Below are 25540 nucleotides of genomic sequence, written 5' to 3'. Positions count from 1 at the left end.
TTATGGATATGATGAAAATGGCCGAGCGAACCTATTATGCGCCGCAGGGCGGACATCCCGGCCAGAGCGAATTGCTGACCGGCCGCGCTGTATTCACGCAGGCCTATGCCGTCATCCCCAAAGGCGTGATGCAGGACATCGTCACCAGCGCCTTGCCGTTCTGGGATGGGACACGCGTCTGGGTGCTGTCGCGGCCGCTGTCGGGTTTTGCCGAGACGTTTTCGCAATATATCGTCGAGCTCGCGCCTGGCGGCGGCAGCGACCGCCCTGAGCTTGACGCCGCCGCTGAAGGTGCGCTGTTCGTGGTCGAAGGCGAGCTAAGCGTTTCGCTTGCCGGCAAGAAACATAGCTTGAGGCCGGGCGGCTTTGCCTTCCTGCCGCCGGCGAGCGGGTGGACGGTGCACAATGAAAGCGCCGCCGCCGTCCGCTTCCACTGGATCCGCAAGACTTATGATGCAGTCGACGGCATCGAGCCGCCGCAAGCGTTCTTCGCCAACGAACAGGACATCGCGCCGACGCCGATGCCGGGTACCGAAGGCCGATGGGCGACGACGCGCTTCGTCGATCCTGAAGACATGCGGCACGACATGCATGTCACCATCGTCACGCTCGAGCCGGGTGCGGTCATTCCCTTCGCCGAAACGCATGTCATGGAGCACGGGCTCTATGTGCTGGAGGGCAAGGCGGTCTATCGTCTCAACCAGGACTGGGTAGAAGTCGAGGCTGGCGACTATATGTGGCTGCGCGCCTTCTGCCCGCAGGCTTGTTATGCCGGCGGCCCAGGCAAATTCCGCTATCTCCTCTACAAGGACGTCAACCGCCACGCCAAGCTTGGCAGCGCCGGCGTCGCGAGACCTACACCATGACCCGCATCGTCGCGCGGCCGCTGACCCGCGAGAATTTCGCCGAATTCGGCGACGTTATCGATATGGGCGGCGACAACCATTATCCGATCAATGACGGCAAGGCAGAGCGCTACCACGACCTCGCCACCGCGGAAGCACGAGGGCCGAATGCGCGCGTGCTGATCTCGATGGTGCGTGGCACGCCCTCTGAGCTGCCGTTGAAGCTTACCATGGTGGAGCGCCATCCGTTCGGCAGCCAGGCCTTCATCCCGCTGTCACCACGGCCGTTCCTAGTCGTCGTCTGCCATGATGGCGAGGAAGGCCCGGGCGAGCCGCATGCCTTCATCACTGCGCCCGGGCAAGGTGTCAACTATCCGCGCAATTTGTGGCACGGCGTGCTGACGCCGATCGGCGAGCCGCAGGACTTCCTGATCGTCGATCGTGGCGGCGACGGCTCCAATCTCGAAGAGTGCCATTTCTCGCACGCCTACGAGATCGATCTTCCCGATGGGAGCCGATGATGACCGACATTTCGCTGATCGACCGCCTGCTCGACGTCATCGAGCACGACATCGTGCCGAAGACCGTCGAAGGCGTCGCGCATGGCAACAAGTTGTTCGGCGCGGCGATCCTGCGCAAGGACGACCGTTCGCTGGTGCTGGCCGAAACCAACAATGAGACAGAAAACCCGCTCTGGCACGGCGAGGTGCATTGCCTGAAGCGCTTCTACGAAATGCCGAAGGCCGAGCGCGTCGATACCAGGGATGCGATCTTTCTTGCCACTCACGAACCTTGCTCGCTCTGCCTGTCGGCGATCACCTGGACCGGCTTCGACAATTTCTACTATCTGTTCAGCCACGAGGATTCGCGCGACAGCTTCGACATCCCGCACGATCTGAAGATCCTGAAGGAGGTCTTCACCCTCGACCCCGGCGGCTACAATGCCGAGAACGCCTATTGGAAGAGCCTCTCGATCCGCAAATTGGTGCGGTCGCTGCCCGAGATCGAGCGCCTGCGACTGGAAACGCGGATCGGCAAAATCTCCGCGCGCTACGACGAACTGTCCGGCGCCTACCAGGCTGGCAAGGCCGACAACGACATTCCGCTGAGTTGAATGCAGCAAAGTTCAATGGCTTGAATTGCCACCTTTATGGTGGCATATTGCGTTATGGAGAAACGCAGACCCACTTACGATCTTGATGCAATCAAGGCCGAGTTGGGTTCTGTCGACACGCTGGCAATCACGACGTCCGCCCTGCGGGATGCCATTGGGCTGGGCTTTGATCGCGCCGGTATTGTCGAGGTGATCGGCGGCATCACGCGGAAGATGTTTGTAAAGTCGATGACGACGTTCGCCGACCATCGTGTCTGGCAAGATGTCTATTACGTGCCAGCACGCGACCTGGTTCTTTACGTGAAATTTCAGGCGGACGTGGTGACCGAATTCACAGTCATGTCGTTCAAGGAAAAGTGACCATGGCGATGAAAGAAAATAACGAAACGAATAGCATAATCTCCCCCGAAACAGGAGAAACGCTGACGCGTGGGGTGCGTCCGTTCACTGTGACTTACAAGGGCGAGAGCATGATCGTCGACCTGCCGGGTTATTATCCCTCTTCGGGAAGTGAGGGCGTGCATGTCGGAGACGACATGACCGTCGTCGATGCAGCGCTCCGCATCCTCAAGGAAAAGATCGACGGCGTTCCGGCACCGGCCACCATCCGCCGCGTGCGCACAAAGCTCAAACTGTCGCAGCGCGAGGCAGGATCCTTGTTCAAGGTCGGCGAGAACGCTTTCGACAAATATGAACGGGGTCTGATCGAGCCGAGTGGCCCAACCATTCAGCTGATGACGCTGTTGGAAAGACACCCGGAGTTGGTGGACGAGTTGCGGTAGCCGCGCGGCCTCTCTGACAGGTCGCATAATTTGCTGCTCCAGTCGCGAATAGCGATTGAAAGTCGCCTCGCTGCGGGGCGTTATGCCCCGCATGAAAATCGTCACTGAATTTCCCCGCAAGGTCGTCGAGTTTCCGGACATGGGCATTGTCATGCCGGACGACTGCCGCCTGTCGGCACGGGTGTGGATGCCGGCCGATGCTGCCGACGATCCAGTGCCGGCGATCCTCGAGCACCTGCCCTACCGCAAGCGCGACGGCACGATCTATCGCGATCAGCTGACGCATCCTTATTTCGCTGGCCATGGCTACGCCTCGATCCGCGTCGACATGCGCGGCAATGGCGATTCCGAAGGGCTGATGGACGACGAATATTCCGAGCAAGAGCTGCAGGACGCCTGCGATGTCATCGCCTGGGCTGCGGCCCAGCCCTGGTGCAACGGCAATGTCGGTATGATGGGCATTTCGTGGGGCGGCTTCAATTGCCTGCAGGTGGCAGCCAAGCAGCCGGCGGCGCTGAAGGCGGTCATCAGTCTCTGTTCGACGGTCGACCGCTATGCCGACGACATCCATTACAAGGGCGGCTGCCTGCTGATCGAGAATTTCGGCTGGGCCTCGACCATGCTGTCCTATTCGTCGCGGCCGCCGGATCCGTTGCTGGCCGGCGACAACAGATGGCGCGACCTGTGGCTGACCCGGCTGGAGAACCAGCCCTTCCTGGCGCCGCTGTGGCTGAAGCACCAGCACCGCGACGCCTATTGGAAGCGCGGCTCGATCTGCGAGGACTATTCCGCCATCCACGCCGCCGTGCTGTCGATCGGCGGCTGGCATGACGGCTATCGCAATACGATTTCCCATCTCGCCGCCAATATCGAGGCGCCGGTCAAGGGCATCGTCGGCCCCTGGATCCACAAATACCCGCATTATGCCGCGCCCGAACCGCGCATCGGCTTCCTGCAGGAGGCCTTGCGCTGGTGGGATCGCTGGCTCAAGGACATCGACACCGGCGTCGAGGCCGACCCCGCCTACCGCGCCTATGTCATGGACAGCGTGCGTCCGGCGCGCTGGCATCCCGAGCGGCCGGGCCGCTGGGTCGCTGAATCAGAATGGCCGTCACCCAACATCAAGACGCAAGAGGTTGAGCTTATCGCTGAAGGCAACCACGCTATCGTCGCTTCGCCGCAAAACTGCGGCCTTGCCGGTGGCGAATATTTCCCCTTCACCTTCGGCCCGGAACTGCCGGGTGACCAGCGCCCCGACGATGCGCTGTCGGTGTGCTTCGACCAGCCGGTGCTGATCGAAGCGATCGACATCGTCGGTGCTCCCGAAGTTGTGGTCAGGGTCTCGTCGGACCGGCGCCAGGCGAACATCGCGGTTCGGCTGTGCGACGTCCATCCGGACGGAGCGTCGGAGCTGATCTCGTACGGCGTGCTCAACCTGACGCATCGCAACTCGCACGAATTTCCCGAAGCGCTGGTGCCCGGCGAAACCGTCAGCGCCCGGGTGGCGCTCGACCAATGCGCCTATCGCGTGCCGGCCGGCCACCGCTTGCGTGTTGCCATCTCCAACAGCTATTGGCCGATGATCTGGCCGTCGCCGGAGCCGGTCCGGCTGGAATTGTCGGCCGCGGCGTTGATGCTGCCGCTGCGCCCGCCGGCGACAGGCGACGAGGTCACCTTCCCCGCCCCCGAAGGCGCAACGCCCTGGGCAACCGAAACGGTCCGCGCCGCCAATTCCGAGCGTCGTGTCGACCGCGACGAAAAGACCGGAATGATCACGCTTTCCATCGTCGATGATTTTGGTGAGGTGCGCGACCTGGAGCATGGCCTCGCCAATGGGAGCGTCGCCAGAGAGACATGGTCGATCCATCCCGACAATCCGCTGTCAGCGTCGGGCAAGACGCATTGGACCCAGACGCTGTCGCGAAATGGATGGTCGGTGCGCACCGAAACCTTCGCCGAAATGCGCTCCGACGCGCAAAGCTTCATGGTTAGCGCCAGAATTGAAGCCTATGAAGGCGAGAAACTGGTCTTCGAGCGCAACTTCGAGGAGAAAATCCCGCGCGCACTGCTTTGAGCGCTTATCGCGATTGGTCCAATTGCGACGCACGATTTACGCCACGGCATGTCGCATTCGGTCTTGCTTACCGCTTTCCCTTACGGTCATTATTCTCCCGATCGAAATGAGAAAAAACGACCATAAGGTCGGACCAACAGAGTGAGGAACTTAACATGTCGAACGAACTGGAATATCTGAGCCGGCGCGTTGCGTCCGGCAAGCTGAGCCGTCGCGATTTTCTCGGCCGGGCAGCAGCGCTCGGCGTCACCGCAACCTTCGCCAATTCGCTGCTTTCCAGCGCTTCCCGCGCGGCGGGTCCGGTCAAGGGCGGCACGCTCAAGGCCGGCCTGGTCGGTGGCGAGTCCACCAACAGCCTCGATCCGGCGCTGTTCATGACGCAGGTGCCGTTCGCCTTCGGCAAGATGTGGGGCGAACTGATCGTCGAACTGTCTCCCGAAGGCAAGCTCGAGAACCGCATCGCCGAGGAGATCGGCTCGTCGGACGACGCCAAGACCTGGACGCTGAAGATCCGCGATGGCGTCGAATTCCACAACGGCAAGAAGGTGACCGCAGAGGACGTGGCCGCCACCCTCGAACGCCATTCGGACGAGAAGTCGAAGTCCGGCGCGCTCGGTTACATGAAAGGCATCGAGAGCATCAAGGCCAGCGGCAAGGAAGTGGTGCTGACGCTGAAGGAGCCGAATGCCGACTTGCCCTATCTGCTTAGCGACTATCACCTGATCATCCAGCCGAACGGCGGCAAGGACAAGGCCGATGCCGGTATCTCGGCGGGTCCTTACAAGGTCACCACCAACGAGCCCGGCGTGCGCCACGGCGGCGAGCGCTTCGCCAATTACTGGCAGGGCGACAAGATGGGCCATGCCGACCAGATAGAGATCATCGTCATCAACGACGCCACGGCGCGTACGGCGGCGCTGCAGGGCGGCCAGGTCCACATGATCAACCGCGTCGAGCCGAAGATCGTCGACCTGATCAAGCGCGTGCCCGGCGTCACCATCCGCAACCATTCTGGACCCGGCCACTACGTCTTCATCATGCACTGCGACACCGCGCCGTTCGACAACAACGACTTGCGGATGGCGTTGAAGCTGGCGATCGACCGCGAGGAAATGCTGAACAAGGTGCTGCGTGGCTATGGCTCGCTCGGCAACGACTTCCCGATCAATGCATCGTACCCGCTATTCACCGAGATCGAGCAGCGCAAATACGATCCCGACAAGGCCAAGTTCCACTACAAGAAATCGGGCCATGACGGTGCCGTCCTGCTCCGGACGTCGGACGTCGCCTTCCCCGGTGCCGTCGACGCGGCACAGCTGTTCCAGCAAAGCGCGGCCAAGGCCGGCATCAAGCTGGAGATCAAGCGCGAACCGGGCGACGGCTACTGGTCGGAAGTCTGGAATAAGCAGCCCTTCTGCGCCTCCTACTGGGGCGGCCGGTCGACCCAGGACCAGATGTACTCTACCGCCTATCTGTCGACGGCCGACTGGAACGACACACGGTTCAAGCGTCCGGATTTCGACAAGATGGTGCTGGCGGCTCGCGCCGAGCTCGACGAGGCCAAGCGCAAGGCAATGTACCACGACATGGCTGTGATGGTGCGCGACGAGGGCGGCCTGATCCTGCCGATGTTCAATCAGTTCATCGACGCGACGGGCGCCAATGTTGCCGGCTGGGTGGATGATCCGCATCAGGAGTTGATGAACGGATATGCTCTCGCGAAGTGCTGGCTCGAAGCCTGAGCCCGGCCTTGCGGATATGTCCTCACCCATCGTGAAACTGGTGGCCCAGCGCATTGCGCTGGGCATCATCCTTCTATTGGCCGTTTCGGTCCTGATCTTCGCCGGCACCCAGATCCTGCCCGGCGACGTCGCACAAGCCATTCTCGGACAGTCAGCGACACCGGAGTCGCTCGCCAATCTGCGCGAGCAGCTCGGCCTCAATGATCCCGCTTACATCCGTTATTTTCGCTGGCTCGGCGGCATCCTGACCGGTGATCTCGGCACGGCTATGTCGAGCGGTCAGGATATCGCAACCTCGATCAAGGGAAGGCTGTGGAACACGCTGTTCCTCGCCTTCTGGGCGGCGATCGTCGCGGTGCCGCTGGCGATCATCCTCGGGCTGATCGCGGTGCGCTACCGCAATGGCTGGGTCGACAAGCTGATCTCGGGACTGGCGCTGGCCTCGACGTCCTTCCCGGAATTCTTCGTCGGCTATGTGCTCGTCTTTTTCTTCGCGGTGCAACATCAATGGTTTCCCGCCATTTCCACCGTCTATGACGGGATGCCGTTCGGTGAACGCATCCAGGCCATAGCACTGCCGGCGGCGGCGCTGACCCTGGTGGTGCTCGCCCATATGATGCGCATGACGCGCGCCGCGATCCTCAACGTCATGCAGTCGGCCTATGTCGAAACCGCCGAACTCAAGGGGCTTTCGGCCTTCGCGGTTATCCGCAGGCATGCCTTCCCCAATGCGATTGCGCCGATCATCAACGTCGTCATGCTCAATCTCGCCTATCTCATCGTCGGCGTCGTCGTTGTCGAAGTCATCTTCGTCTATCCGGGTATGGGCCAATATCTCGTCGACCACGTCACCAAGCGTGACGTGCCTGTGGTGCAGGCGGTCGGGCTGATCTTCGCCGCCGTCTATATCAGCCTGAACATCATCGCGGACATAGCGGCGATCGTCGCCAATCCGCGCCTTAGACATCCGAAATGAAGGGGTCGGGTATGCTCGTCATCAAACGCATCCCCATCCCGGCATTGGTCGGCATCGTGCTGACGGCGCTGTTCGTGCTGGCAGCAATTTTTGCGCCGTGGATCGCGCCGCACGGCAATGCCGAGATCGTCAGCGACGTCCCTTGGGAACCGATGTCGGCGGCGCATTGGCTGGGCACCGACAATCTTGGTCGCGATCTGTTGTCGCGCATGATCTACGGCGCCCGCATCACCCTTTTCATCGCGGTGCTGGCGACCGCGCTGTCGTTCTCGCTCGGCGCCATTCTCGGCTTCTCGGCAGCGGTTTTCGGTGGCTGGTTCGACACGCTGCTGTCGCGTCTCGTCGATCTCCTGATGTCGATCCCGACGCTGATCATGGCGCTTGTCGTGCTGTCGGTGCTGCCATCCAATCTGGTGACGCTGATCCTGGTCATGGGCGTTCTGGATTCGACCCGCGTCTACCGCCTGTCGAGGGCGGTCGCCGTCGACATCAACGTCATGGATTACGTCGAGGCGGCCAAATTGCGCGGCGAAGGCAGCGGCTGGATCATCTTCCGCGAAATCCTGCCCAATGCGCTGTCGCCGCTGGTTTCGGAACTCGGCCTTCGCTTCATCTATGCCGTGCTGTTCCTGTCGACGCTTTCCTTCCTCGGGCTTGGCGTGCAGCCGCCGGACGCCGATTGGGGCGGCATGGTCAAGGAAAACAAGGATGGCATCGTCTTCGGCATAGGCGCCGCCCTCATTCCGGCGGCGGCGATCGCAGCGCTGGCGATTTCGGTCAATCTCGTCGCCGACTGGGTGCTCAACCGCACCACAAGCCTGAAGGGAGGACGCGGGTAATGGCTGACAAGCAACCGAAGCCCGGGCAACCGAAGTCCGGGCAACCGAAGTCCGGCGTGCTGCTCGACATCCGCAATCTGCGCATCGAGGCCACCGTATATCCGCCGGGCGAGGCGCCGAAGAACATCGTGCTGGTGCACGACGTCTCGCTGACGCTCGAAAAGGGCAAGGTGCTCGGATTGATCGGCGAGTCCGGCGCCGGCAAGTCGACCATCGGCCTGTCGTCGATGGGCTACGGCCGCGGCGGCGTGCGCATCACCGGCGGCGAGGTCATCCTCAATGGCCGCGACATCCTGAAGAGCGGCAACGAAGGGTTCCGCAAATTGCGCGGCCGCGAGGTCTGCTACGTTGCGCAATCGGCGGCAGCGGCCTTCAATCCGGCGCACAGGCTGATGGACCAGGTGGTCGAGGCAGCACTCCTGCACGGCACGGCGACGCGGGCCGAAGCTGAAAAGCGCGCCGTGGCGCTGTTCAAGAAGCTCAGCCTGCCGAACCCCGAAAGCATCGGCGAGCGCTTCCCCCACCAGGTCTCGGGCGGTCAGCTGCAGCGCGTGATGACGGCAATGGCGCTGTGCTCGGAGCCCGACCTGATCGTCTTCGACGAGCCGACCACTGCGCTCGACGTGACGACGCAGATCGACGTCTTGGCGGCGATCAAGGATGCCATCCGCGACACGCATGTCGCGGCGCTCTACATCACCCATGACCTTGCCGTAGTCGCCCAGGTCTCGGACGAGATCATGGTGCTGCGCCACGGCCGGCTGGTCGAATGGGGCGGCACCCGCCAGATCATCAAGGAGCCGCGCCAGGAATACACCAATGCGCTGGTCTCGGTGCATGAGATCGAACACCAGGAGCAGAAGCCCGGCACGAGCCCGTTCCTGTCGGTCAAGAACATCACCGCCGCCTATGGCCGCAGTCACATCAAGGTGCTGAAGAACGTCTCGGTCGACATTTTCCCCGGCCAGACGCTGGCTGTGGTCGGCGAGTCCGGTTCCGGCAAGTCGACGCTGGCGCGCGCCATCACCGGCCTCTTGCCGCCCGAACAGGGGACCGTCACCTTCGACGGGCGTCCGCTCGCCAACCGGCTTGCCGACCGGCCGAAAGAGGATCTTCGCCAACTGCAGATGATCTACCAGATGGCCGACGTAGCGATGAACCCGCGCCAGACGGTCGGCACTATCATCGGCCGGCCGCTGGAATTCTATTTTGGGATGCGCGGGCGCGAGCGCGACAAACGCGTCGCCGAACTGCTCGACAAGATCGAAATGGGCAAGGGCTATATCGACCGCTACCCGGCCGAGCTTTCGGGCGGCCAGAAGCAGCGCGTCTGCATCGCCCGTTCGCTCGCCGCCAAGCCGAAGCTGATCATCTGCGACGAGGTGACCTCGGCGCTCGACCCGCTGGTGGCCCACGGCATACTGGAGCTGCTGCTCGAGCTGCAGAAGGAGGAAAACGTCGCTTACCTGTTCATCACCCACGACCTGGCGACGGTCAAGTCGATCGCCGATTCGATCGCGGTGATGTATCGCGGCGAGGTGGTGCGCTACGGCGCCAAGAGCAAGGTTCTGACGCCGCCGTTCGATGCCTACACCGATCTTTTGCTGTCGTCGGTGCCAGAAATGGAGATCGGCTGGCTGGAAAAGGCGATCAAGGGACGCCGCATGGCCAGTGCGGGGAACTAGCGGGCCGCCCTTTGGGCCCGACGATCCTGTCGGGGCGTGGATTGAACGGCAGGCCCGCCCTGACTTTTCCGATTAAGCCGCATGGAGGCGCCCTTGGCGCTCAACACAAAACTATTGCTCATCATCCTCGACGGCGTGCCTTACCGGAACTGGCGACGGCTGATGGGCAATCTCGAAGGCTGGGTGCAATCAGGCGAAGCGCGCGTATGGAAGATGCGCTCCGTCCTGCCGTCGACCTCGGCATCCTGCTATGCCTCGATCCACACCGGCGTGCCGCCCCAAGTGCACGGTATCCTGTCGAACGAGAACCGGTTTCGCGTCGAACAGCCGGACATCTTCTCCGAAGTCACCAGGGCCGGCGGCAAGACGGGTGCGGTCACCCATTCCTACTGGTCCGAATTCTTCCGGGCCTATCCGTTCGATCTGGTCGAGGACATGGAGTTCGACCAGCCGGGCAGGCCGATCAGCCATGGCCGGTTCCACACCATGACCGGCTACAATGCCAGGAACCAGATGACGCCGAGCGACGTCGACCTGTTCGCGACGTTGACCATGCTGACCAGGCGCTACGGCATCGACTACGGCATCCTGCACAGCTGCACTCTGGACTCGATGGGCCACCGATTCGGCCATGATTGCCACGAGATGGATCATGCCGTCTATGCAATGGACGCCATGCTCGCCGGCTTCCTGCCGCGCTGGCGGGAGGCCGGCTACGAGGTGATCGTCACCGCCGATCATGGCCAGACCAATCGCGGCCATCATGGCGGCCACGACGAGGAGATGCAGGATTTCGCACTTTACTACTTCGGATCCGGCGAGGGTCCGGAAGCCAATACGCTGCTCGATCAGCTGCAGCTCGCGCCGACAGTGCTTGCGCGCCTCGGCGTGCCGGTGCCGGCGACGATGAAGGCAAAGCCATTTCTGAGCTGAGCGCGCGCCCTCTTCTCCCCTCTGGCAACGTTCCCGCTCTTCGGCTAGCCTCCGCAAAAATCCTCGGGCGGATGCGGTGAACCTTTTGGGGCCGATCAGCGACAGAGCAGGCAGGAGCCGGGCGGCTCGACCGGCGATGACGACCGCGGAGACCGATCGCGCGCTCGTCGAGCGGGTCGCGAAGGGCGACCGTGCCGCCGTGCGGCTCCTGTTCATGCGCCACCACGCGCGGGTCTACCGCTTCGTGGCACGCCAGACGGGATCGGAACTGATGGCCGACGATATTGCGAACGAGGTGTTCCTCGAACTCTGGAGGCAGGCGCCGGCTTTCGAGGGGCGCTCGGAGGTCTCGACATGGCTGCTCGGCATTGCCCGCTTCAAGGCGCTGTCCCTGCTGCGCAAGAAGAAGGAAGACTGGATCGATGACGATGACGCGGCCCAGGTCGCCGACGGTGCCGACACGCCGGAAGTCGTAACGATGAAAGAAGATAAGGCCGCTGCCTTGCGACGCTTTATCGATGCCATGCCGGAAGAGCACCGTACGGTGATCGACCTTGCCTATTATCACGGGCAATCGGTGAGCGAGATCGGCGAGATACTCGGCATCCCGGTCGCCACGGTCAAGACCAGGATGTTCTACGCTCGCAAGAAACTCGGCGAAGCCCTCAAGGCCGCCGGTTACGACAGGGGGTGGCCATGAGCGCCGCTGAAAAAATGTCACGCCGCGACGAAATGGAAATGCTGCTGCCGTTTTATCTGAACGGCTCGCTGGAGGGCACCGAGCTCGAAGCCATCGAGGAATGGCTGGCGAGCGATCCGGCGGCGATGGCCGCACTAGGCGAGGCCGAGGCCGAATTCTCCGGCACCGCTGCCGCAAACGAGGCGATCCGCCCGCCGGCCGATGCGCTCAGCCGCTTTGCCAAGGCGCTCGACGCCGAGGCCGGCCCGCCCCGCGCGCCTGCGGCATCGTCCCGGCTAGCGCAGGCCTGGAGCCGCTTCATGGCGCTGCCCGCCGGCGTCGCCTGGGCGGCGGCCGCGGTGCTGCTGGCCCTGGTCGTCGCGCAATCCTTTGTGCAGACCGGCAACAGAGGCGGCGATTTCGAGATTGCCGGATCGGAAGACGATCTGGCCAAAATGCCGTTTGCCCTTGTGAAGTTCAAACCGGATGCGAAACTGTCCGACATCGTCGCTTTTCTCGACCAGAACCAGTTGAAGATCGCCGGCGGGCCGACCGCCGACGGCGTCTTCCGCCTCGGCGTTCCGGCCAAGACCGCCGCCGACTATCAGAAGCTGCTTGGCCTTATTGCCGCCCAGCCTTTCACCGAAGCTGCGCTGGAGGGAAGGAAACCGGCTGATGGCGGCTAAGGCGGTCATTCGATTGACGGCGGCGATGACAATCTTCGCCGCGTCCGCAATGGCCCAGACCAACGACCCGAACCTCAGCCAGGCTGAGGTCGACTGCCTGAACCGGGGAAGTGCTGCCAACGCCAACTGCGCCAAGGATGGCGGCGCCGTGAAAGATGGTGGCAAAACGCCGGCTCCTGGAACGACGGGCGCAGTGTTTCTTCCGGGCTTGATTGTCGACCTGTTCCCCAATCCTGCCGTAGTCACCGGGGCGCCGATACCTCCTGGCAATACTGCGGCGCCGCCGTCCGCTGCACCCGCAGGTGCCCCGGCAATACAGGCTGCCGTGCCGGGCGGTCCGGTCGTGGCGCCGACCGATCTTGTCGCAACCGTGCCGCCGCGCGCCGTGATCGGCGATTTCGTGCCCGACGAGGTGCTGGTCACCGTCAATGGCGATGCCGGCGCGGTCCAGCAGATCGCCGCCTCATTCGGTCTCGAGATACGCTCGCAACGGCAGTCGCGGCTGCTCGGCAACACACTGGTGCGCTTCGGTATTCCCGATGGCCGCCCGGTTGGCGTCGTGCTGGCGCAGCTTGCCGCCGACGGCCGCACTTTGCGGCGTGAGGCCAATCATGTCTACTCGCTTCAGCAGGCCAGCATCGTCAATTATGCGTTCGAGCGCATCGCACTCGACGCCAACGCGGCCAGCGGCGAGAATGTCCGCATTGGCGTCATCGACACCGGCATCGACGACAGCAACCCGGCGCTTTCCGGCGTTATTGCCGGGCAGTTCGATGCCATGCCCGACGTGCCGATCAAGGCGCGCGACCACGGCACTTCGGTCGACGGCCTGATTGCCGGCACCGGCACGTTCAAAGGCATGGCGCCGGGCGCCAGGATCTATCACGCCCGCGCCTTCGAGGGTGGCAAGTCGACCATGGACGTGATCCTTTCGGCGCTCGACTGGGCGGCGGAGCAGGATGTCCGCATCATCAACATGAGCTTCGTCGGCCCGAAGAACGACCTGCTCGGCATCGCCTGCCGCAATGCGCGCGCGCTTGGCATCGTGCTGGTCGCCGCCGCCGGCAATAACGGGCCGAAAGCGCCCTATGGTTATCCGGCCGCCCTCGACGGGGTGATCGCGGTGACGGCTACCGATGCCAAGGACGGGCTGATGCCACAGGCCAATCGCGGCGCCTACGTCTTCATCTCCGCTCCCGGCGTCGAGATGGTGGCGCCGAGCGGCGCCGGCTCGGATGTGGTGACCGGGACTTCCTTTGCAGCGGCGATCGTGACCGGCGCGATCGCCAATCTGTTGCATGCCGCGCCCGACCGCTCCGCCGACTGGGTCGAGAAAGCACTCGCCGCCACGGCAAAGGATCTCGGCCCCAAGGGGCGCGACAATGATTTCGGCTTTGGCCTGCTGGACACCAAAGCGGCCGAGGCGGCCAAGGACTAAGTCTCGTGTTTGAAGCTTCTGACTTATCAAAGCTCAATCAGTTGGTTGTCGCAAATGGCCGAGAAGGGTGGAGGCCGTGTAAAACTCGACTCTGGCCGATGCTCTAAGAATATTGTTCCTGACCTTTGTATAAACTGAGAACGTTTATGCTTCCCAAGGGCAGCAGCAGCATTATTCGAGAACAGAATTCTACGCTCAGGATATCGCGACGGGTTTCCACCGGCCTCGATGGAGAGCGGCGATTTGCCGAGCCGTCTCACAACGCTGTCGCGAAACTTGTCTCACGCCGTGCTATAATGACCAAGCCAACCTGCACTACGCCGCAGCAGGGAAATGCTTCACCGCTGCGGGCACACAGAATGTAGACCTGTGGTCGCCAGTCTGGATCAGAAATAAAAACGATAGGGAGGATGACGTGTCCCTCGACGCCAGTGACTTCGATCAAGCAGTTGAAAAATACCACCTGGCCCTGGATGAGTTCATGAAAGGAAACCCCGCGCCAGCGGAGAAGCTCTTCTCCCAACGAGACGATGTAACACTGGGCAATCCGTTTGGCCCTTTCGCGCATGGATGGAAACAGGTCGTTGAGACGATGGAGCAAGCGGCATCGAACTACAGGGACGGCGACGCTACCGGCTTCGAGAACATAGCGAAATGTGTGACGTCCGAGCTGGCATACATCGTCGAAGTGGAGCAGCTCAGGTCCAAGGTTGGCGGTCGGAGCGATGTCACGCCTCTTGCGTTACGCGCGACGAGCGTCTTTCGCCCAGAAGATGGTCTGTGGAAGATTGTGCATCGTCATGCCGATCCGATAACGACGGCTCAGCCGGCCGATTCGGTACTCCACCGATAGCGGTTTGGTATGGGGAAGCGATCGATCTCGTTTGCTGCTGCAGCGCGGCTATTCTCCAGTCGTTCTGTGCTAAGGGTTGGCCCGCGTCATCGGGCTCGCAGGGGCGGACGGCCGCTCTGGGTCGAACTCGGTCGCCCGGAGTGATCGGCGATGCGTGCGCCGGCCAGGTGGATCGACGAGCGCGTCGTCGACAATGGCACCGAAAAATTTTCCGGCTTCAGGACTATGATTTCGGCTTTGGCCTGCTGGACGCCAAGGCGGCCGAGGCGGCCAAGAAATAGCCCGCTCAAGTCGCGTTTTGCCGAGGACGCGCCAGAAAATAAAACGCAGTGATGTGCGTGATCATCAGCAGCGGTACGTAGATGATCGGGATCGCGTAGGTTGCGCCCAGTTCCCCCGCGCGTGCAGGAAGCCCGATCTGAATGGCGTGGTAATAGTCGACGATGAGGTCGACCGTCCCTACGACGTTGAAGGCGACGACCAATGGCCAGAAGAGCGGGCGTATCCTCACCGTGAGCAGCGCCAGCATGGCCAGCACCCCAGTCGCGAAATCGCCGTAGGCGGCGAACACGGCGAAATCAGCGGGCAGATTGGGGCTTACGACGCCCGGAACCATGAAGACGAGCCCGAAGAAGCGGAAGCTGTGCAGCGTAGCGATAGCGCGTTGCGCCGCGACCCGGTCCATCGACCTGAGCCACGGCAAACCGTACGCACCGAAGCAGAGCAGCCACGCGACATAGCCCAGAACGAGATGGGTTTGAAACAGCACTTCCGTGGACATCTGACGTCCTCCCAACAGTTGGTTCACACGGCCTCGAACACCGCGGTCAGGACGCCGAGCCGGCCTTGCATGAGATTTCGTCCCAGGTTGGTCGAAAGCTGAGCGAAGTCCGGTCCCATCACCACGCCGAGATTTGGTGAAGGCGGCGGCCCGGATGCGCGCAGTTGCGCGAACCAGGCCTTGGCGGTCTCGGTGTCGTCTTGCCACGCCAGCACGCGGAAGCCGGCCGGTTCGATCGCCTCGCCCGTCGCTTCGGCTGTGAGGAGGAAGCTCGTCGCCGGCGTTCGCGCCCAAGGCAGCGGATAGTGCGGCTCGCCAATGGCCGAGACGACGTCGAAGGTGGCAAACCTGCCGCCTGGTTTCAGCACGCGCCGGATCTCGCCGTAGAGCCGCGCCCGGTCGGAGATGTTCATCGCCACATGCTGCAGCAGCACGACGTCGAAACGGCTATCATCGAATGGAAGCTCCAATGCGCTGGCGGTCTGAAACGACAGCTGTCCGCTTTGTCCCGTGCGCTCAGTCAAATAGCGCGCAGCATCCACGAAAGGCTCGCTGAGGTCCACGCCGGTAACCCGGCAGCCATAGGTTGCAGCCAGAAAGCGCGCCGGCCCGCCGAGGCCCGAGCCGACGTCCAGAACCGACGTGCCGGCCGCGATCCCCGCCAATTGGGCAATCTCGGCGGTCGAGGCAAGCCCACGGGTGTGAAACTGGTCGAGGGTGCCCAATTGCTGGGGCGTAAGAAGCTGATCCTCCGGGCCGAGGGCAGCCAGTACCGTCTTCAGCCGCTCGGTCAGGCCGGTCGCGCGATAATGGTCGCGCACGCCATCAAGTTCATCGGTCATTGCAATATATCTCCTGGGCAAGATGTCTCCTGGCTTGCAGCTCTTACCTAAGCCCGCTTCCATAATCCGACTATCCGCTGTAATCAGAACAACCTATGAAGCAGGACTACACAATCCGGCGTGGTGCACTGGAGGGGGTCGAGGTGTTCCTGGCTGTCGCCAGGCACCGCAATTTCCGCCGTGCCGCCGCCGATCTCGGCGTGACGCCGTCTGCCGTGAGCCAGGCGGTGCGCACGCTGGAAGCCCGCATGGGTGCGGCGCTGTTCGCCCGCACGACGCGGAGCGTCGGTCTGACCGAGGCCGGCCAGCGCTTCCTCGACCGCGCCGGCCCTGCCTTCGAGGAGATCGCCGCGGCCGGCGAGGCTGCGCGCGACGTCGGCCAACGGCCGACCGGGCTGCTGCGCCTGTCCGTGCCCCGCGCCGTCGTGCCATTGATCCTGGAGCCGATGATCGCGTCGTTCTGCCGAGCTTATCCCGAGATCGAACTGGAGATCGCCGCAAGCGACGAGATGGTCGATCTCGCGACCGGCGGGTTCGACGCCGGCATCCGCCTCGGCCAGCTCATCGCCGCCGACATGGTCGCGGTGCGGCTGACCCCGCCGTTCACGTTCGTGGTCGTCGGCAGCCCTGACTATCTCGAGCGCCACGGCTACCCCGAACGTGTCGACGACTTGCGCCACCACGCCTGCCTGCGCTTGCGCCGCTCGAACGGCGCCATCGCGCCCTGGACCTTCGCCGACGGCAACGGTGCTATCGAGGCGATCGTCTCAGGCCCACTGATCGCGCACGACTATCCAACGTTGCTCGGGGCTGCGACAAAGGGCGTTGGGCTGGCGCAGACGCCTCGACCCGTCGCCGAAGGTCCGATAGCCGAAGGAAAACTCAGATCGGTGCTGGACGACATCGCTGCGACGACGCCGGGCGTCTTTCTCTACCATCTTGGCAAGCGCCAAGTCCTGCCGAAGCTGCGCGTCTTTATCGATCACCTCAAGTCCGCGGCCTGAGACATGACGCATGGCGATTGCCTGTGCTGGCCAACAGCCACCCAACGGCGACTTTGGTCGTTCAGAGTGATTGAGTTATGCCCCTAGGCAGGCGCGCTGGCGACCGATCCCCTGACCACCAGGTCGACCGGCCAGACCTCGCCGCGAGCGCCCTCCTCCAGGCCGGAAATCCGCGCCGCCAGCCGTTCGGCGATGCGTGCGCCGGCCAGGCGGATCGACGAACGTGTCGTCGACAGCGGCACCGAAAAATTTTCCGGCTTCAGCCAGGGAAAGACGTCGTCATGGGCGATCAGCGACAGGTCGCCCGGAATGGTCAGGCCGAGATCGCGCACCGCGCGCACCACGCCGAGCGCCATGATCAGGCTGGAGCAGGCGATCGCCGTTGGCGCGTCGCTTTGTTCCAGCAGGCGCCTGGCGGCGCGGTAGCCGTTCTCCTCGGTCATGGTGAGGGAACAGACATGCTGATCACGAAGCACCAGGCCACTTGCCGCAAGCGCGCGGCGCACGCCGCGCTCGCGATGGATGGCGAAGGTCTCGCGATCATCGCCATTGATCAGTGCCAGCCGCCTGTGCCCGAGCTGCACGAGAAGCCGCGCCGCTTCGTGGAAGGCGCCCTCGTTGTCGATGTCGGTGAAGGGGTAGTCAAAATCGAAGCCCTCGCTGCGGCCATGGACGATGAAGGGAATGCCGAGCGTATTGACCAACGCCACCCGCCGGTCGGCCGGCCTCGGCGAGGAGATATAGACCGCGTCGACCTGCCGGTTGGCGACGATGCGGCGGTAGGTCGTCTCCTGGTCGTCGGCATCGGCCGGTGACAGCACAAGGTCGAGCTCGTGCGAACGCGCATAGTCGCCGAGGCCGGACAGGAACTCGACGAAATGCGGGTCGATATCGACGGTCGTTCCCGTCGGCAGCACATAGCCGATCATGCCGGTCTTGCCGGTCGCCAGCCGGCGGGCGCTCGGATTGGGGCGATAGCCGTGACGCTTGGCAGCATCGACCACCCGCCGGCGCGTCTCCTCGTTGACTTCCGGGTAGCCGTTCAATGCGCGGCTCACCGTGGTCTGCGAAAGCGCCAGCATGTGGGAGAGCTGCTTGAGGTTCACCGGAGGCCTCCAAACCTCAAAACGCTTTTAATCTGAATCGATCTGACCGCTACGAACTGCGTTGCCGAGCGCAATGACCATAAGCACGGTTCGGACCGGTTTGAAGCCGAATTTGCTGCTGCACCGCCAGAAAACTGTGCTGCAGCGCACTTTCGCCGGCAATCGGCTGCAGAAATTAAATCGATTAAGCCGGCTCCCTCTTGACTCCGGATTAATTCAGTGGCGTGATCAAAATCACCAAAGCGCTTTGGAAGACTCCACGAAAGGTTGCAGTTCCTTTCCGACTGAGTCACAGTCCTGCAGCGCCGGCGGACGGAATGGAGGTTTCGTTCGGTGTTTGTCACCACTGGGAGGGAATACCGATGAAGAAAATGCTTCTGCTGGGCGCTGCGTTTGCCACGCTCGCCCTGGCCATGCCCGCGCAAGCCGAACTGAAGTTCAAGCCGGGCGAAGATCCCCGTTTCAACTGGGCCAACTACGAAGAGCTCAAGAAGGTCGACCTCAAGGGCGAGACGCTGACGATCTTCGGACCGTGGCGCGGCGAGGACGAAGGGCTGATCCGCACCGTCCTCGATTACTTCTCCGAAGCCACCGGCGCCGAGATCAAGTACTCCTCGTCGGAGAATTACGAGCAGCAGATCGTCATCGACACGCAGGCCGGCAGCCCGCCCAACATCGCCGTGCTGCCGCAGCCGGGCCTGATCCAGGATCTGGCATCGAAGGGCCTTTTGACGCCGCTCGGCGACGACACCGCCAACTGGGTCAAGGACAATTACGGCGCCGGCCAATCCTGGGTCGACCTCGGCACCTTCAAGGACAAGGACGGCAAGCCCGGCTTCTTCGCCTTCCCCTACAAGGCCGACGTGAAATCGCTGGTCTGGTACTCGCCGGATAATTTCGAGGAAGCCGGCTACAAGGTGCCGAAGACGCAGGAAGAGCTTGCCGAGCTCGAAAAGAAGATCATCGCCGACGGCGGCACGCCATGGTGCATCGGGCTCGGTTCGGGCGGCGCCACCGGCTGGCCGGCGACCGACTGGGTCGAAGACATCATGCTGCGCACCCAGACGCCAGAGACCTACGACAAATGGGTGAAGAACGAAATTCCGTTCAACGATCCGGCCGTGGTCAACGCCATCGACATTTTCGGCAAGATCGCGACCGACGACAAAATGGTCGAGGGCGGCGCCAAGGCGGTTGCGGCGACGGATTTCCGCGACAGCCCGAAGGGCCTCTTCTCGGTGCCGCCGAAATGCTATCTGCACCACCAGGCATCCTTCATCCCGACTTTCTTCCCGCAAGGCACCAAGATCGGCGAGGATGCCGACTTCTTCTATTACCCGCCCTACGCCTCCAAGCCCGAGCTGGGCACTCCGGTGCTCGGCGCCGGCACGCTGGCCATGATCACCAAGGATAGCAAGAGTGCCCGCGCGTTCATCGAATTCCTGAAGCTGCCGCTCGCTCATGAGATCTGGATGGCACAGGGCGGCTTCGTGACGCCGTTCAAGTCGGTCAACAAGGACGCCTATGCCAGCGACGCGCTGAAGAAGCAGGGCGAGATCCTGGCCAACGCCTCGACCTTCCGCTTCGACGGGTCCGACCTGATGCCGGGCAAGATCGGCGCCGGTGCGTTCTGGACCGGCATGATCGACCTGGTCGGCGGCAAGTCCGCCCAGGACGTCGCCACCGACATCCAGAAAAGCTGGGATGCGATCAAGTAAGCGGCAGGCTTGAGTTCCCATGTTGCGGTCCGGGCCTCAAAACGGCCCGGACCTTATCCGGTGCTTGGCGTCGCGTCGATTGTCGTGAGCACAACGCATTCCGGCATGACGCGCGCCCAGTGACCTGCTTTTCGGCTGGTCGCGCTCCAGACAACTGAATCGGCGCATGATCCCGTCGCCAAAGCCATTCTCGACTGGCGGATCCGTGCGTAGGGGGAGGGACCCATGGCGGCTCAGATTTTTTCGGCGATATTCGTCATCATCATCGGCGTGGGCGGCTGCGTCGCCTATTTCTGGGGCGCCAACAAGGCACTCGACACGATCTTTCCGGCACGCGGCGTTTCCGGCAAGGCGGCGATTAACAATCTGCGCCGGCAGGGGGTGATCAGGCCCTGGCTGTTCGTCGGCCCGGCGATGATCATCCTCACTATCTACCTGATCTACCCGGTGGTGGAGACACTGAGGCTGTCGTTCCTCGATCGCGGCGGCGCCCATTTCGTCGGCTTGGCCAACTATCAATGGGCGTTCGGCGACCGCGAGTTCCGCAACTCGATCCTCAACAACATCATCTGGCTGGCGGTGGTGCCGGCCGCCTGCACCTTCCTCGGGCTGATCATCGCCGTGCTCACCGACAAGATCTGGTGGGGCACCATCGCCAAGAGCCTGATCTTCCTGCCGCTGGCGATCTCCTTCGTCGGCGCCAGCGTCATCTGGAAATTCATCTACGAGTATCGCGGCGACGGGCAGACGCAGATCGGCCTGCTCAACGCCATCATCCAGTATTTCGGCGGCCAGCCGCAGGTCTGGATATCGCTGCCGTTCTGGAACAATTTCTTCCTGATGGTCATCCTGATCTGGATCCAGACCGGCTTTGCCATGGTCATCCTGTCGTCGGCCTTGCGCGGCATTCCAGAAGAGACGCTGGAAGCCGCCGTCATCGACGGCGCCAACCCTTTCCAGATCTTCTGGAAGATCATGGTGCCGCAGATCTGGGGCACCATCGCCGTCGTCTGGACCACCATCACCATCCTGGTGCTGAAGGTTTTCGACATCGTGCTGACCATGACCAACGGCCAGTGGAACAGCCAGGTGCTGGCCAATCTGATGTTCGATTGGATGTTCCGCGGCGGCGGCGATTTCGGCCGCGGCGCCACCATCGCCATCATCATCATGATCGCGGTCATTCCGATCATGGTCTGGAACATCCGCCAGGCGAACAAAGAGACGGAAGGGCATTGAGATGACTGTCTCGACCGGAAAGTCCTTTGTCAGCCGTTTCGGCGTTCATATCGCCGTCTTCATCTTCGTTGCGATCTGGACGATCCCGACGCTCGGCATTCTGGTCTCGTCGCTGCGCGACAAGGACCAGATCATCGCTTCGGGCTGGTGGAACTCGTTCACCAGTTCCAGCCAGACGGAAGCCGGACGGCTGCCACCCGCCTCGGCGCAGGTCGAGAAGGACGGCAAGTTCGTCCTGCAAGGCAATATCTTCGGCGACGGCCCGGCCCGCAACATCAGCGCCTTCGGCGTCAAGTCGGCAGCGCCGACGCAATATCCCGCCGGCACGACAGCCGATCTCGGCGACGGCGTGACCTTGCAGCTCAATGCCGACGGCAGTTTCGTCATGACCTCGCCGAAGGCTTTCGAAAGCGAACGCGGCCAGCGCGTCTATTACGCCTCGTCGGCGCCGCCGAAATTCACCACCGACAATTACGACACGGTGCTGTTTTCGGAAGGCATCGGCCGCTCCTTCATGAACTCGCTGACCGTCACCATTCCGGCCACCGTCATTCCAATCCTGATCGCCGCGTTCGCCGCCTACGCGCTGGCCTGGATGCGCTTTCCAGGCCGAGCGCTGCTCATCGCCGTCATCATCGGCCTCCTGGTCGTGCCGCTGCAGATGTCGCTGATCCCGCTGTTGAAGCTCTATAACGGCGTCGGCAGCTTCTTCGGCGTGCCATCGAAGACCTACCTCGGCATCTGGCTGGCGCATACCGGCTTCGGCCTGCCTTTCGCCATCTATCTCCTGAGGAGCTATATTGCCGGCCTGCCACGCGAGATCATGGAATCGGCGCGCATCGACGGCGCCAGCGATTTCGAGATCTTCGTCAAGATCGTGCTGCCATTGTCGTTCCCGGTGCTGGCCTCGTTCGCCATCTTCCAGTTTCTCTGGGTGTGGAACGATCTGCTGGTGGCGATGGTTTTCCTCGGTACCGAGGGCGACCAGATCGTGCTGACCGCCAAGCTCAATGCGTTGCTCGGCTCGCGCGGCGGCGACTGGGAGATCCTGACGACATCGGCCTTCGTCACCATCATCGTGCCGCTGATCGTGTTCTTCTCGCTGCAGCGCTATTTCGTCCGCGGGCTGCTTGCCGGCTCGGTGAAAGGAGGTTGAGATCATGCAATCCGCTTTGAAGGCCACCCCGAAGCCCGATCTCGCCATCGATCGCGACTGGTGGCGAGGTGCGGTGATCTACCAGATCTACCCGCGCAGCTATCAGGATTCGAACGGCGACGGCATCGGCGACCTCAGGGGCATTATCGGCCGGCTGGCCTACATCGCCGCGCTCGGTGTCGACGCCATCTGGATCTCGCCATTCTTCAAATCGCCGATGAAGGATTTTGGCTACGACGTGTCGGATTATTGCGATGTCGATCCGATGTTCGGCACGCTGGCCGACTTCGACGCGCTGGCCGCAGAGGCGCATCGGCTTGGGCTCAAGGTGATGATCGACGAGGTGCTGTCGCACACCGCCGACATCCATCCGTGGTTCAAGGAGAGCCGGTCGAGCCGCAGCAATCCAAAAGCCGACTGGTATGTCTGGGCGGATGCCAAGCCGGACGGCACGCCGCCCAACAACTGGCTGTCGATCTTCGGCGGCTCGGCCTGGCAGTGGGACACCAGCCGCCAGCAATACTATCTGCATAATTTCCTGGCCGAACAGCCCGACCTCAACTTCCACAGCCGCGCCGTCCAGGACGCGCTGCTCGACGTCACCCGCTTCTGGCTGGAGCGCGGCGTCGATGGCTTCCGCCTCGATACCATCAATTTCTATTTCCACAGCCAAGGCCTGGAAGACAATCCGCCGCTGCCGCCCGAGCAGCGCAACGACCAGACGGCGCCGGCGGTGAACCCCTACAACTACCAGGACCATCTCTACGACAAGAGCCGGCCTGAAAACCTCGGCTTCCTCGAACGCTTCCGCGCCTTGCTCGACGAATATCCGGCGACGGCCGCGGTTGGCGAGGTCGGCGATTCGCAGCGTGGGCTGGAAGTGGTGGCGGCCTATACGGCCGGCGGCAAGCGCGTGCATATGTGCTACTCCTTCGACTTCCTGGCGCCGGAGAAGATCAGCGCGGCAAAGGTGCGTTCGGTGCTGGAAACCTTCGGCAAGGTGGCCAGCGACGGCTGGTCGTGCTGGGCCTTCTCCAACCATGACGTGATGCGCCCTGCCTCGCGCTGGGCAGCCGGCGAGCCCGACCCGACCGCCTATCTCAAGGTCATCTCGGCGCTGCTGATGTCGTTGCGCGGCTCGGTCTGCATCTATCAGGGCGAGGAGCTCGGGCTCAGCGAGGCCGAACTCAGCTTCGAGGATCTGCAGGACCCATACGGCATCCGCTTCTGGCCGGAATTCAAGGGCCGCGACGGCTGCCGCACGCCGATGGTTTGGGACGGTGCTGCCCGCAATGGCGGCTTCTCGACAGCGAAGCCCTGGCTGCCGGTGCCCAGCAAGCACCTTGCGCAAGCCGTCAATGTGCAGCAAGGCGACGACGGCTCGCTGCTCGAGCACTACCGGCGCTTCCTGGCTTTCCGCCGCGCTCATCCGGCACTGGCCAAGGGTGATATCGAGTTCATCGAAAGCGAGGGCGACACCGTCGCCTTCACGCGCCGCGAAGGCAACGAGCAGATCGTCTGCGCCTTCAATCTCGGAGCAAAGCCGGCCGAGGTCGATCTTGGCGGCCGCTCACTGCAGCCCTTGCCGGGACACGGGTTTTCGGGACAGACTGGCGCCGGCACTATCCGCCTCGGCGGCTACGGCGCCTGGTTCGGGCGTATCGACTGAATTCAAGGAAGAACTGGAGGGTACCATGGCCGATGTCACGCTAAGGCAAGTGAGGAAATCATATGGCAATCTCAACATTCTGCACGGCGTCGACCTCGACATAAAGTCGGGCGAATTCATCGTCTTCGTCGGCCCCTCTGGTTGCGGCAAGTCGACCTTGCTGCGCTGCATCGCCGGGCTGGAGGAGATCACCTCGGGCGAGCTCAAGATCGACGGCGAGATCGTCAACGACGTGCCGCCGTCGAAGCGCGGCATCGCCATGGTGTTCCAGTCCTATGCGCTCTATCCGCACATGACCGTCTACGACAACATGGCCTTCTCGATGAAGATCGGTAAGGAAAGCAAGGCCGAGATCGACAAGCGGGTGCGCCAGGCGGCCGAGATCCTGCAGCTGACCAAATATCTCGACCGTCTGCCCAAGGCGATGTCGGGTGGCCAGCGCCAGCGCGTCGCCATCGGCCGCGCCATCGTGCGCAATCCCAAGGTCTTCCTGTTCGACGAGCCGCTATCCAACCTCGACGCGGCGCTGCGTGTCGCCACCCGCATCGAGATCGCCAAGCTCAAGGAATCGATGCCGGCCACAACGATGATCTACGTCACCCACGACCAGGTCGAGGCGATGACGCTGGCTGACCGCATCGTGGTGCTGAAGGAAGGCCATATCGAACAGGTCGGCACGCCGATGGAGCTCTACAAGCGGCCCGGCAATCTGTTCGTCGCCCAGTTCATCGGCTCGCCGGCGATGAACATCCTGCCGGCGACGATCGACAGGACCGGCAACCCGACGGTCGTCAGCCATGTCGGCGGCCGCAAGGCGACGGTGCCGATCGCAACGCCTGCCTCGGCGAAAGGCGCTGCGGTGAGCTTCGGCGTGCGGCCGGAGGATCTGATGATTGCCACCGGCGCCGACTATTTGTTCGAAGGCACGGTCGATTATGTCGAGCAACTCGGCGAGGTCCAACTCGTCTATGTCGACATCGGCCGCGCCGACCTGCCGCTGGTGACCAAGCTGCCGGGCAATGTCGAGGTCAAGCGCGGGGCGACGCTGCGGCTGACGGCGGACGCCGGCGACCTGCATATTTTCGACGCGGACGGGCGCTCTTTCGCGCTCCATGAAGCAGAAGCAAAGGCGGCCTGAGGCGGGCGTCTTTGGTATGCAAAAAACAAGAGCGGCGGGCATGGCCCGCCGCTCTTGTCTGGAATTCCAGTTCGGCTGTTAGTTATTGCCGAAGAGGTTTGGGGGGGGGGGGGGGGGGGGGGGGCCCCGCGGGGGGGGGAGGCCCCCGGCCGGGGGGGGGGGGGGGAGCGGGCCCCCCCGCGGGTGGGGGGGGGGGGGGGGGGGGGGGGCGGCCGCGGCCCCGGCGGGGGGGGGGGGGGCG

General features: G+C 63.0%; 25 protein-coding genes. 22 read left to right on the top strand and 3 right to left on the bottom strand.

The features are described from left to right. Positions 1-17: 17 nt before the first annotated feature. The 16 genes from NKJ46_RS21735 to NKJ46_RS21660 all read left to right on the top strand — a co-directional run bounded on the left by NKJ46_RS21735 (position 18) and on the right by NKJ46_RS21660 (position 14927). Positions 18-866 carry a bifunctional allantoicase/(S)-ureidoglycine aminohydrolase gene (locus NKJ46_RS21735; protein WP_502903428.1) on the top strand — a complete coding sequence of 283 codons (849 nt, stop codon included), beginning with the start codon at positions 18-20 and terminating at the stop codon, positions 864-866. After that, on the top strand, positions 863-1366 hold the full coding sequence (locus tag NKJ46_RS21730) for an ureidoglycolate lyase (RefSeq protein ID WP_352667435.1): 504 nt from the start codon (positions 863-865) through the stop codon (positions 1364-1366). The genes NKJ46_RS21735 and NKJ46_RS21730 overlap by 4 nt, the downstream gene beginning before the upstream one ends. Continuing rightward, complete coding sequence (locus tag NKJ46_RS21725; RefSeq protein WP_352667433.1) at positions 1366-1959, top strand: nucleoside deaminase; 594 nt, start codon at positions 1366-1368, stop codon at positions 1957-1959. The genes NKJ46_RS21730 and NKJ46_RS21725 overlap by 1 nt, the downstream gene beginning before the upstream one ends. Positions 1960-2013: 54 nt before the next feature. Further along, complete coding sequence (locus NKJ46_RS21720; protein ID WP_352667431.1) at positions 2014-2319, top strand: type II toxin-antitoxin system MqsR family toxin; 306 nt, start codon at positions 2014-2016, stop codon at positions 2317-2319. A gap of 2 nt (positions 2320-2321) precedes the next feature. Further along, the gene (locus NKJ46_RS21715; RefSeq protein ID WP_352667429.1) at positions 2322-2741 is read left to right on the top strand and encodes a type II toxin-antitoxin system MqsA family antitoxin; all 420 of its coding nucleotides are present in this window, start codon (positions 2322-2324) and stop codon (positions 2739-2741) included. Between the two features lie 91 nt (positions 2742-2832). Further along, positions 2833-4815, top strand: a complete 1983-nt coding sequence (locus NKJ46_RS21710) for a CocE/NonD family hydrolase (protein ID WP_352667427.1) — start codon at positions 2833-2835, stop codon at positions 4813-4815. A gap of 155 nt (positions 4816-4970) precedes the next feature. Next, a complete protein-coding gene (locus NKJ46_RS21705; RefSeq protein WP_352667425.1) occupies positions 4971-6557 on the top strand; it encodes an ABC transporter substrate-binding protein in 1587 nt (528 codons plus the stop codon). 16 nt (positions 6558-6573) lie between these two features. Further along, entirely contained in the window at positions 6574-7533 is a 960-nt protein-coding gene (locus NKJ46_RS21700) for an ABC transporter permease (protein WP_352667423.1), read from the top strand. An 11-nt stretch (positions 7534-7544) separates the two neighbouring features. After that, positions 7545-8372 carry an ABC transporter permease gene (locus tag NKJ46_RS21695; RefSeq protein WP_352469848.1) on the top strand — a complete coding sequence of 276 codons (828 nt, stop codon included), beginning with the start codon at positions 7545-7547 and terminating at the stop codon, positions 8370-8372. Then, positions 8372-10057, top strand: coding sequence for an ABC transporter ATP-binding protein (locus tag NKJ46_RS21690; RefSeq protein ID WP_352667420.1), 1686 nt, complete (start codon positions 8372-8374; stop codon positions 10055-10057). The genes NKJ46_RS21695 and NKJ46_RS21690 overlap by 1 nt, the downstream gene beginning before the upstream one ends. A 93-nt stretch (positions 10058-10150) precedes the next feature. Beyond that, positions 10151-10990, top strand: a complete 840-nt coding sequence (locus NKJ46_RS21685) for an alkaline phosphatase family protein (RefSeq protein WP_352667418.1) — start codon at positions 10151-10153, stop codon at positions 10988-10990. A 136-nt stretch (positions 10991-11126) separates the two neighbouring features. Further along, positions 11127-11690 carry a sigma-70 family RNA polymerase sigma factor gene (locus tag NKJ46_RS21680; protein ID WP_352667415.1) on the top strand — a complete coding sequence of 188 codons (564 nt, stop codon included), beginning with the start codon at positions 11127-11129 and terminating at the stop codon, positions 11688-11690. Then, complete coding sequence (locus tag NKJ46_RS21675; RefSeq protein ID WP_352667412.1) at positions 11687-12355, top strand: anti-sigma factor; 669 nt, start codon at positions 11687-11689, stop codon at positions 12353-12355. The genes NKJ46_RS21680 and NKJ46_RS21675 overlap by 4 nt, the downstream gene beginning before the upstream one ends. Further along, positions 12345-13793: a S8 family serine peptidase gene (locus tag NKJ46_RS21670; protein WP_352667409.1), complete on the top strand. Its 1449-nt coding sequence runs from the start codon at positions 12345-12347 to the stop codon at positions 13791-13793. The genes NKJ46_RS21675 and NKJ46_RS21670 overlap by 11 nt, the downstream gene beginning before the upstream one ends. Positions 13794-14208: 415 nt before the next feature. After that, positions 14209-14646: a YybH family protein gene (locus NKJ46_RS21665; protein WP_352667406.1), complete on the top strand. Its 438-nt coding sequence runs from the start codon at positions 14209-14211 to the stop codon at positions 14644-14646. A 140-nt stretch (positions 14647-14786) separates the two neighbouring features. Next, positions 14787-14927, top strand: coding sequence for a hypothetical protein (locus NKJ46_RS21660; RefSeq protein WP_352667601.1), 141 nt, complete (start codon positions 14787-14789; stop codon positions 14925-14927). A 5-nt stretch (positions 14928-14932) separates the two neighbouring features. Here the strand turns inward: NKJ46_RS21660 and NKJ46_RS21655 are convergent, their stop codons facing one another. Both NKJ46_RS21655 and NKJ46_RS21650 read right to left on the bottom strand, forming a co-directional pair. Then, positions 14933-15427 carry a DUF8737 domain-containing protein gene (locus tag NKJ46_RS21655; protein ID WP_352667403.1) on the bottom strand — a complete coding sequence of 165 codons (495 nt, stop codon included), beginning with the start codon at positions 15425-15427 and terminating at the stop codon, positions 14933-14935. Between the two features lie 23 nt (positions 15428-15450). Beyond that, entirely contained in the window at positions 15451-16269 is an 819-nt protein-coding gene (locus NKJ46_RS21650) for a class I SAM-dependent methyltransferase (protein WP_352667401.1), read from the bottom strand. Between the two features lie 95 nt (positions 16270-16364). Here NKJ46_RS21650 and NKJ46_RS21645 point away from each other — a divergent pair, with 95 nt between their 5' ends. Next, positions 16365-17273, top strand: coding sequence for a LysR family transcriptional regulator (locus NKJ46_RS21645; protein ID WP_352667398.1), 909 nt, complete (start codon positions 16365-16367; stop codon positions 17271-17273). 83 nt (positions 17274-17356) lie between these two features. On the opposite strand, the gene NKJ46_RS21640 is transcribed toward NKJ46_RS21645, so the two are convergent. Then, complete coding sequence (locus NKJ46_RS21640; protein WP_352667395.1) at positions 17357-18379, bottom strand: substrate-binding domain-containing protein; 1023 nt, start codon at positions 18377-18379, stop codon at positions 17357-17359. A 362-nt stretch (positions 18380-18741) separates the two neighbouring features. Between NKJ46_RS21640 and NKJ46_RS21635 the strand changes: the two genes are divergently transcribed. The 5 genes from NKJ46_RS21635 to NKJ46_RS21615 all read left to right on the top strand — a co-directional run bounded on the left by NKJ46_RS21635 (position 18742) and on the right by NKJ46_RS21615 (position 25299). Beyond that, entirely contained in the window at positions 18742-20097 is a 1356-nt protein-coding gene (locus NKJ46_RS21635; protein WP_352452249.1) for an ABC transporter substrate-binding protein, read from the top strand. A 225-nt stretch (positions 20098-20322) separates the two neighbouring features. Beyond that, positions 20323-21336, top strand: a complete 1014-nt coding sequence (locus NKJ46_RS21630) for a carbohydrate ABC transporter permease (RefSeq protein ID WP_023680221.1) — start codon at positions 20323-20325, stop codon at positions 21334-21336. 1 nt (position 21337) lies between these two features. After that, positions 21338-22492, top strand: coding sequence for a carbohydrate ABC transporter permease (locus NKJ46_RS21625; protein ID WP_352667393.1), 1155 nt, complete (start codon positions 21338-21340; stop codon positions 22490-22492). 4 nt (positions 22493-22496) lie between these two features. Further along, on the top strand, positions 22497-24161 hold the full coding sequence (bglA, locus tag NKJ46_RS21620; protein ID WP_352667392.1) for a beta-galactosidase BglA: 1665 nt from the start codon (positions 22497-22499) through the stop codon (positions 24159-24161). A 25-nt stretch (positions 24162-24186) separates the two neighbouring features. Then, on the top strand, positions 24187-25299 hold the full coding sequence (locus tag NKJ46_RS21615) for an ABC transporter ATP-binding protein (RefSeq protein ID WP_352667390.1): 1113 nt from the start codon (positions 24187-24189) through the stop codon (positions 25297-25299). Positions 25300-25540: the final 241 nt, after the last annotated feature.

Origin of the sequence: Mesorhizobium sp. M0166, from assembly GCF_040322255.1 — a bacterium.
Taxonomy (GTDB): domain Bacteria; phylum Pseudomonadota; class Alphaproteobacteria; order Rhizobiales; family Rhizobiaceae; genus Mesorhizobium.
The sequence above is the reverse complement of the archived record's forward strand: the minus strand, read 5'-3'. Positions and strand labels throughout refer to the sequence as shown.

What these genes read in the sequence shown, in the direction of transcription:
- NKJ46_RS21735 (WP_502903428.1), top strand. Translation starts at nt 18, where the DNA reads ATGGCCGAGCGAACCTATTATGCGCCGCAGGGCGGACATCCCGGCCAG.
- NKJ46_RS21730 (WP_352667435.1), top strand. Translation starts at nt 863, where the DNA reads ATGACCCGCATCGTCGCGCGGCCGCTGACCCGCGAGAATTTCGCCGAA.
- NKJ46_RS21725 (WP_352667433.1), top strand. Translation starts at nt 1,366, where the DNA reads ATGACCGACATTTCGCTGATCGACCGCCTGCTCGACGTCATCGAGCAC.
- NKJ46_RS21720 (WP_352667431.1), top strand. Translation starts at nt 2,014, where the DNA reads ATGGAGAAACGCAGACCCACTTACGATCTTGATGCAATCAAGGCCGAG.
- NKJ46_RS21715 (WP_352667429.1), top strand. Translation starts at nt 2,322, where the DNA reads ATGGCGATGAAAGAAAATAACGAAACGAATAGCATAATCTCCCCCGAA.
- NKJ46_RS21710 (WP_352667427.1), top strand. Translation starts at nt 2,833, where the DNA reads ATGAAAATCGTCACTGAATTTCCCCGCAAGGTCGTCGAGTTTCCGGAC.
- NKJ46_RS21705 (WP_352667425.1), top strand. Translation starts at nt 4,971, where the DNA reads ATGTCGAACGAACTGGAATATCTGAGCCGGCGCGTTGCGTCCGGCAAG.
- NKJ46_RS21700 (WP_352667423.1), top strand. Translation starts at nt 6,574, where the DNA reads ATGTCCTCACCCATCGTGAAACTGGTGGCCCAGCGCATTGCGCTGGGC.
- NKJ46_RS21695 (WP_352469848.1), top strand. Translation starts at nt 7,545, where the DNA reads ATGCTCGTCATCAAACGCATCCCCATCCCGGCATTGGTCGGCATCGTG.
- NKJ46_RS21690 (WP_352667420.1), top strand. Translation starts at nt 8,372, where the DNA reads ATGGCTGACAAGCAACCGAAGCCCGGGCAACCGAAGTCCGGGCAACCG.
- NKJ46_RS21680 (WP_352667415.1), top strand. Translation starts at nt 11,127, where the DNA reads ATGACGACCGCGGAGACCGATCGCGCGCTCGTCGAGCGGGTCGCGAAG.
- NKJ46_RS21675 (WP_352667412.1), top strand. Translation starts at nt 11,687, where the DNA reads ATGAGCGCCGCTGAAAAAATGTCACGCCGCGACGAAATGGAAATGCTG.
- NKJ46_RS21670 (WP_352667409.1), top strand. Translation starts at nt 12,345, where the DNA reads ATGGCGGCTAAGGCGGTCATTCGATTGACGGCGGCGATGACAATCTTC.
- NKJ46_RS21655 (WP_352667403.1), bottom strand. Translation starts at nt 15,427, where the DNA reads ATGTCCACGGAAGTGCTGTTTCAAACCCATCTCGTTCTGGGCTATGTC.
- NKJ46_RS21650 (WP_352667401.1), bottom strand. Translation starts at nt 16,269, where the DNA reads ATGACCGATGAACTTGATGGCGTGCGCGACCATTATCGCGCGACCGGC.
- NKJ46_RS21645 (WP_352667398.1), top strand. Translation starts at nt 16,365, where the DNA reads ATGAAGCAGGACTACACAATCCGGCGTGGTGCACTGGAGGGGGTCGAG.
- NKJ46_RS21635 (WP_352452249.1), top strand. Translation starts at nt 18,742, where the DNA reads ATGAAGAAAATGCTTCTGCTGGGCGCTGCGTTTGCCACGCTCGCCCTG.
- NKJ46_RS21630 (WP_023680221.1), top strand. Translation starts at nt 20,323, where the DNA reads ATGGCGGCTCAGATTTTTTCGGCGATATTCGTCATCATCATCGGCGTG.
- NKJ46_RS21625 (WP_352667393.1), top strand. Translation starts at nt 21,338, where the DNA reads ATGACTGTCTCGACCGGAAAGTCCTTTGTCAGCCGTTTCGGCGTTCAT.
- bglA (WP_352667392.1), top strand. Translation starts at nt 22,497, where the DNA reads ATGCAATCCGCTTTGAAGGCCACCCCGAAGCCCGATCTCGCCATCGAT.
- NKJ46_RS21615 (WP_352667390.1), top strand. Translation starts at nt 24,187, where the DNA reads ATGGCCGATGTCACGCTAAGGCAAGTGAGGAAATCATATGGCAATCTC.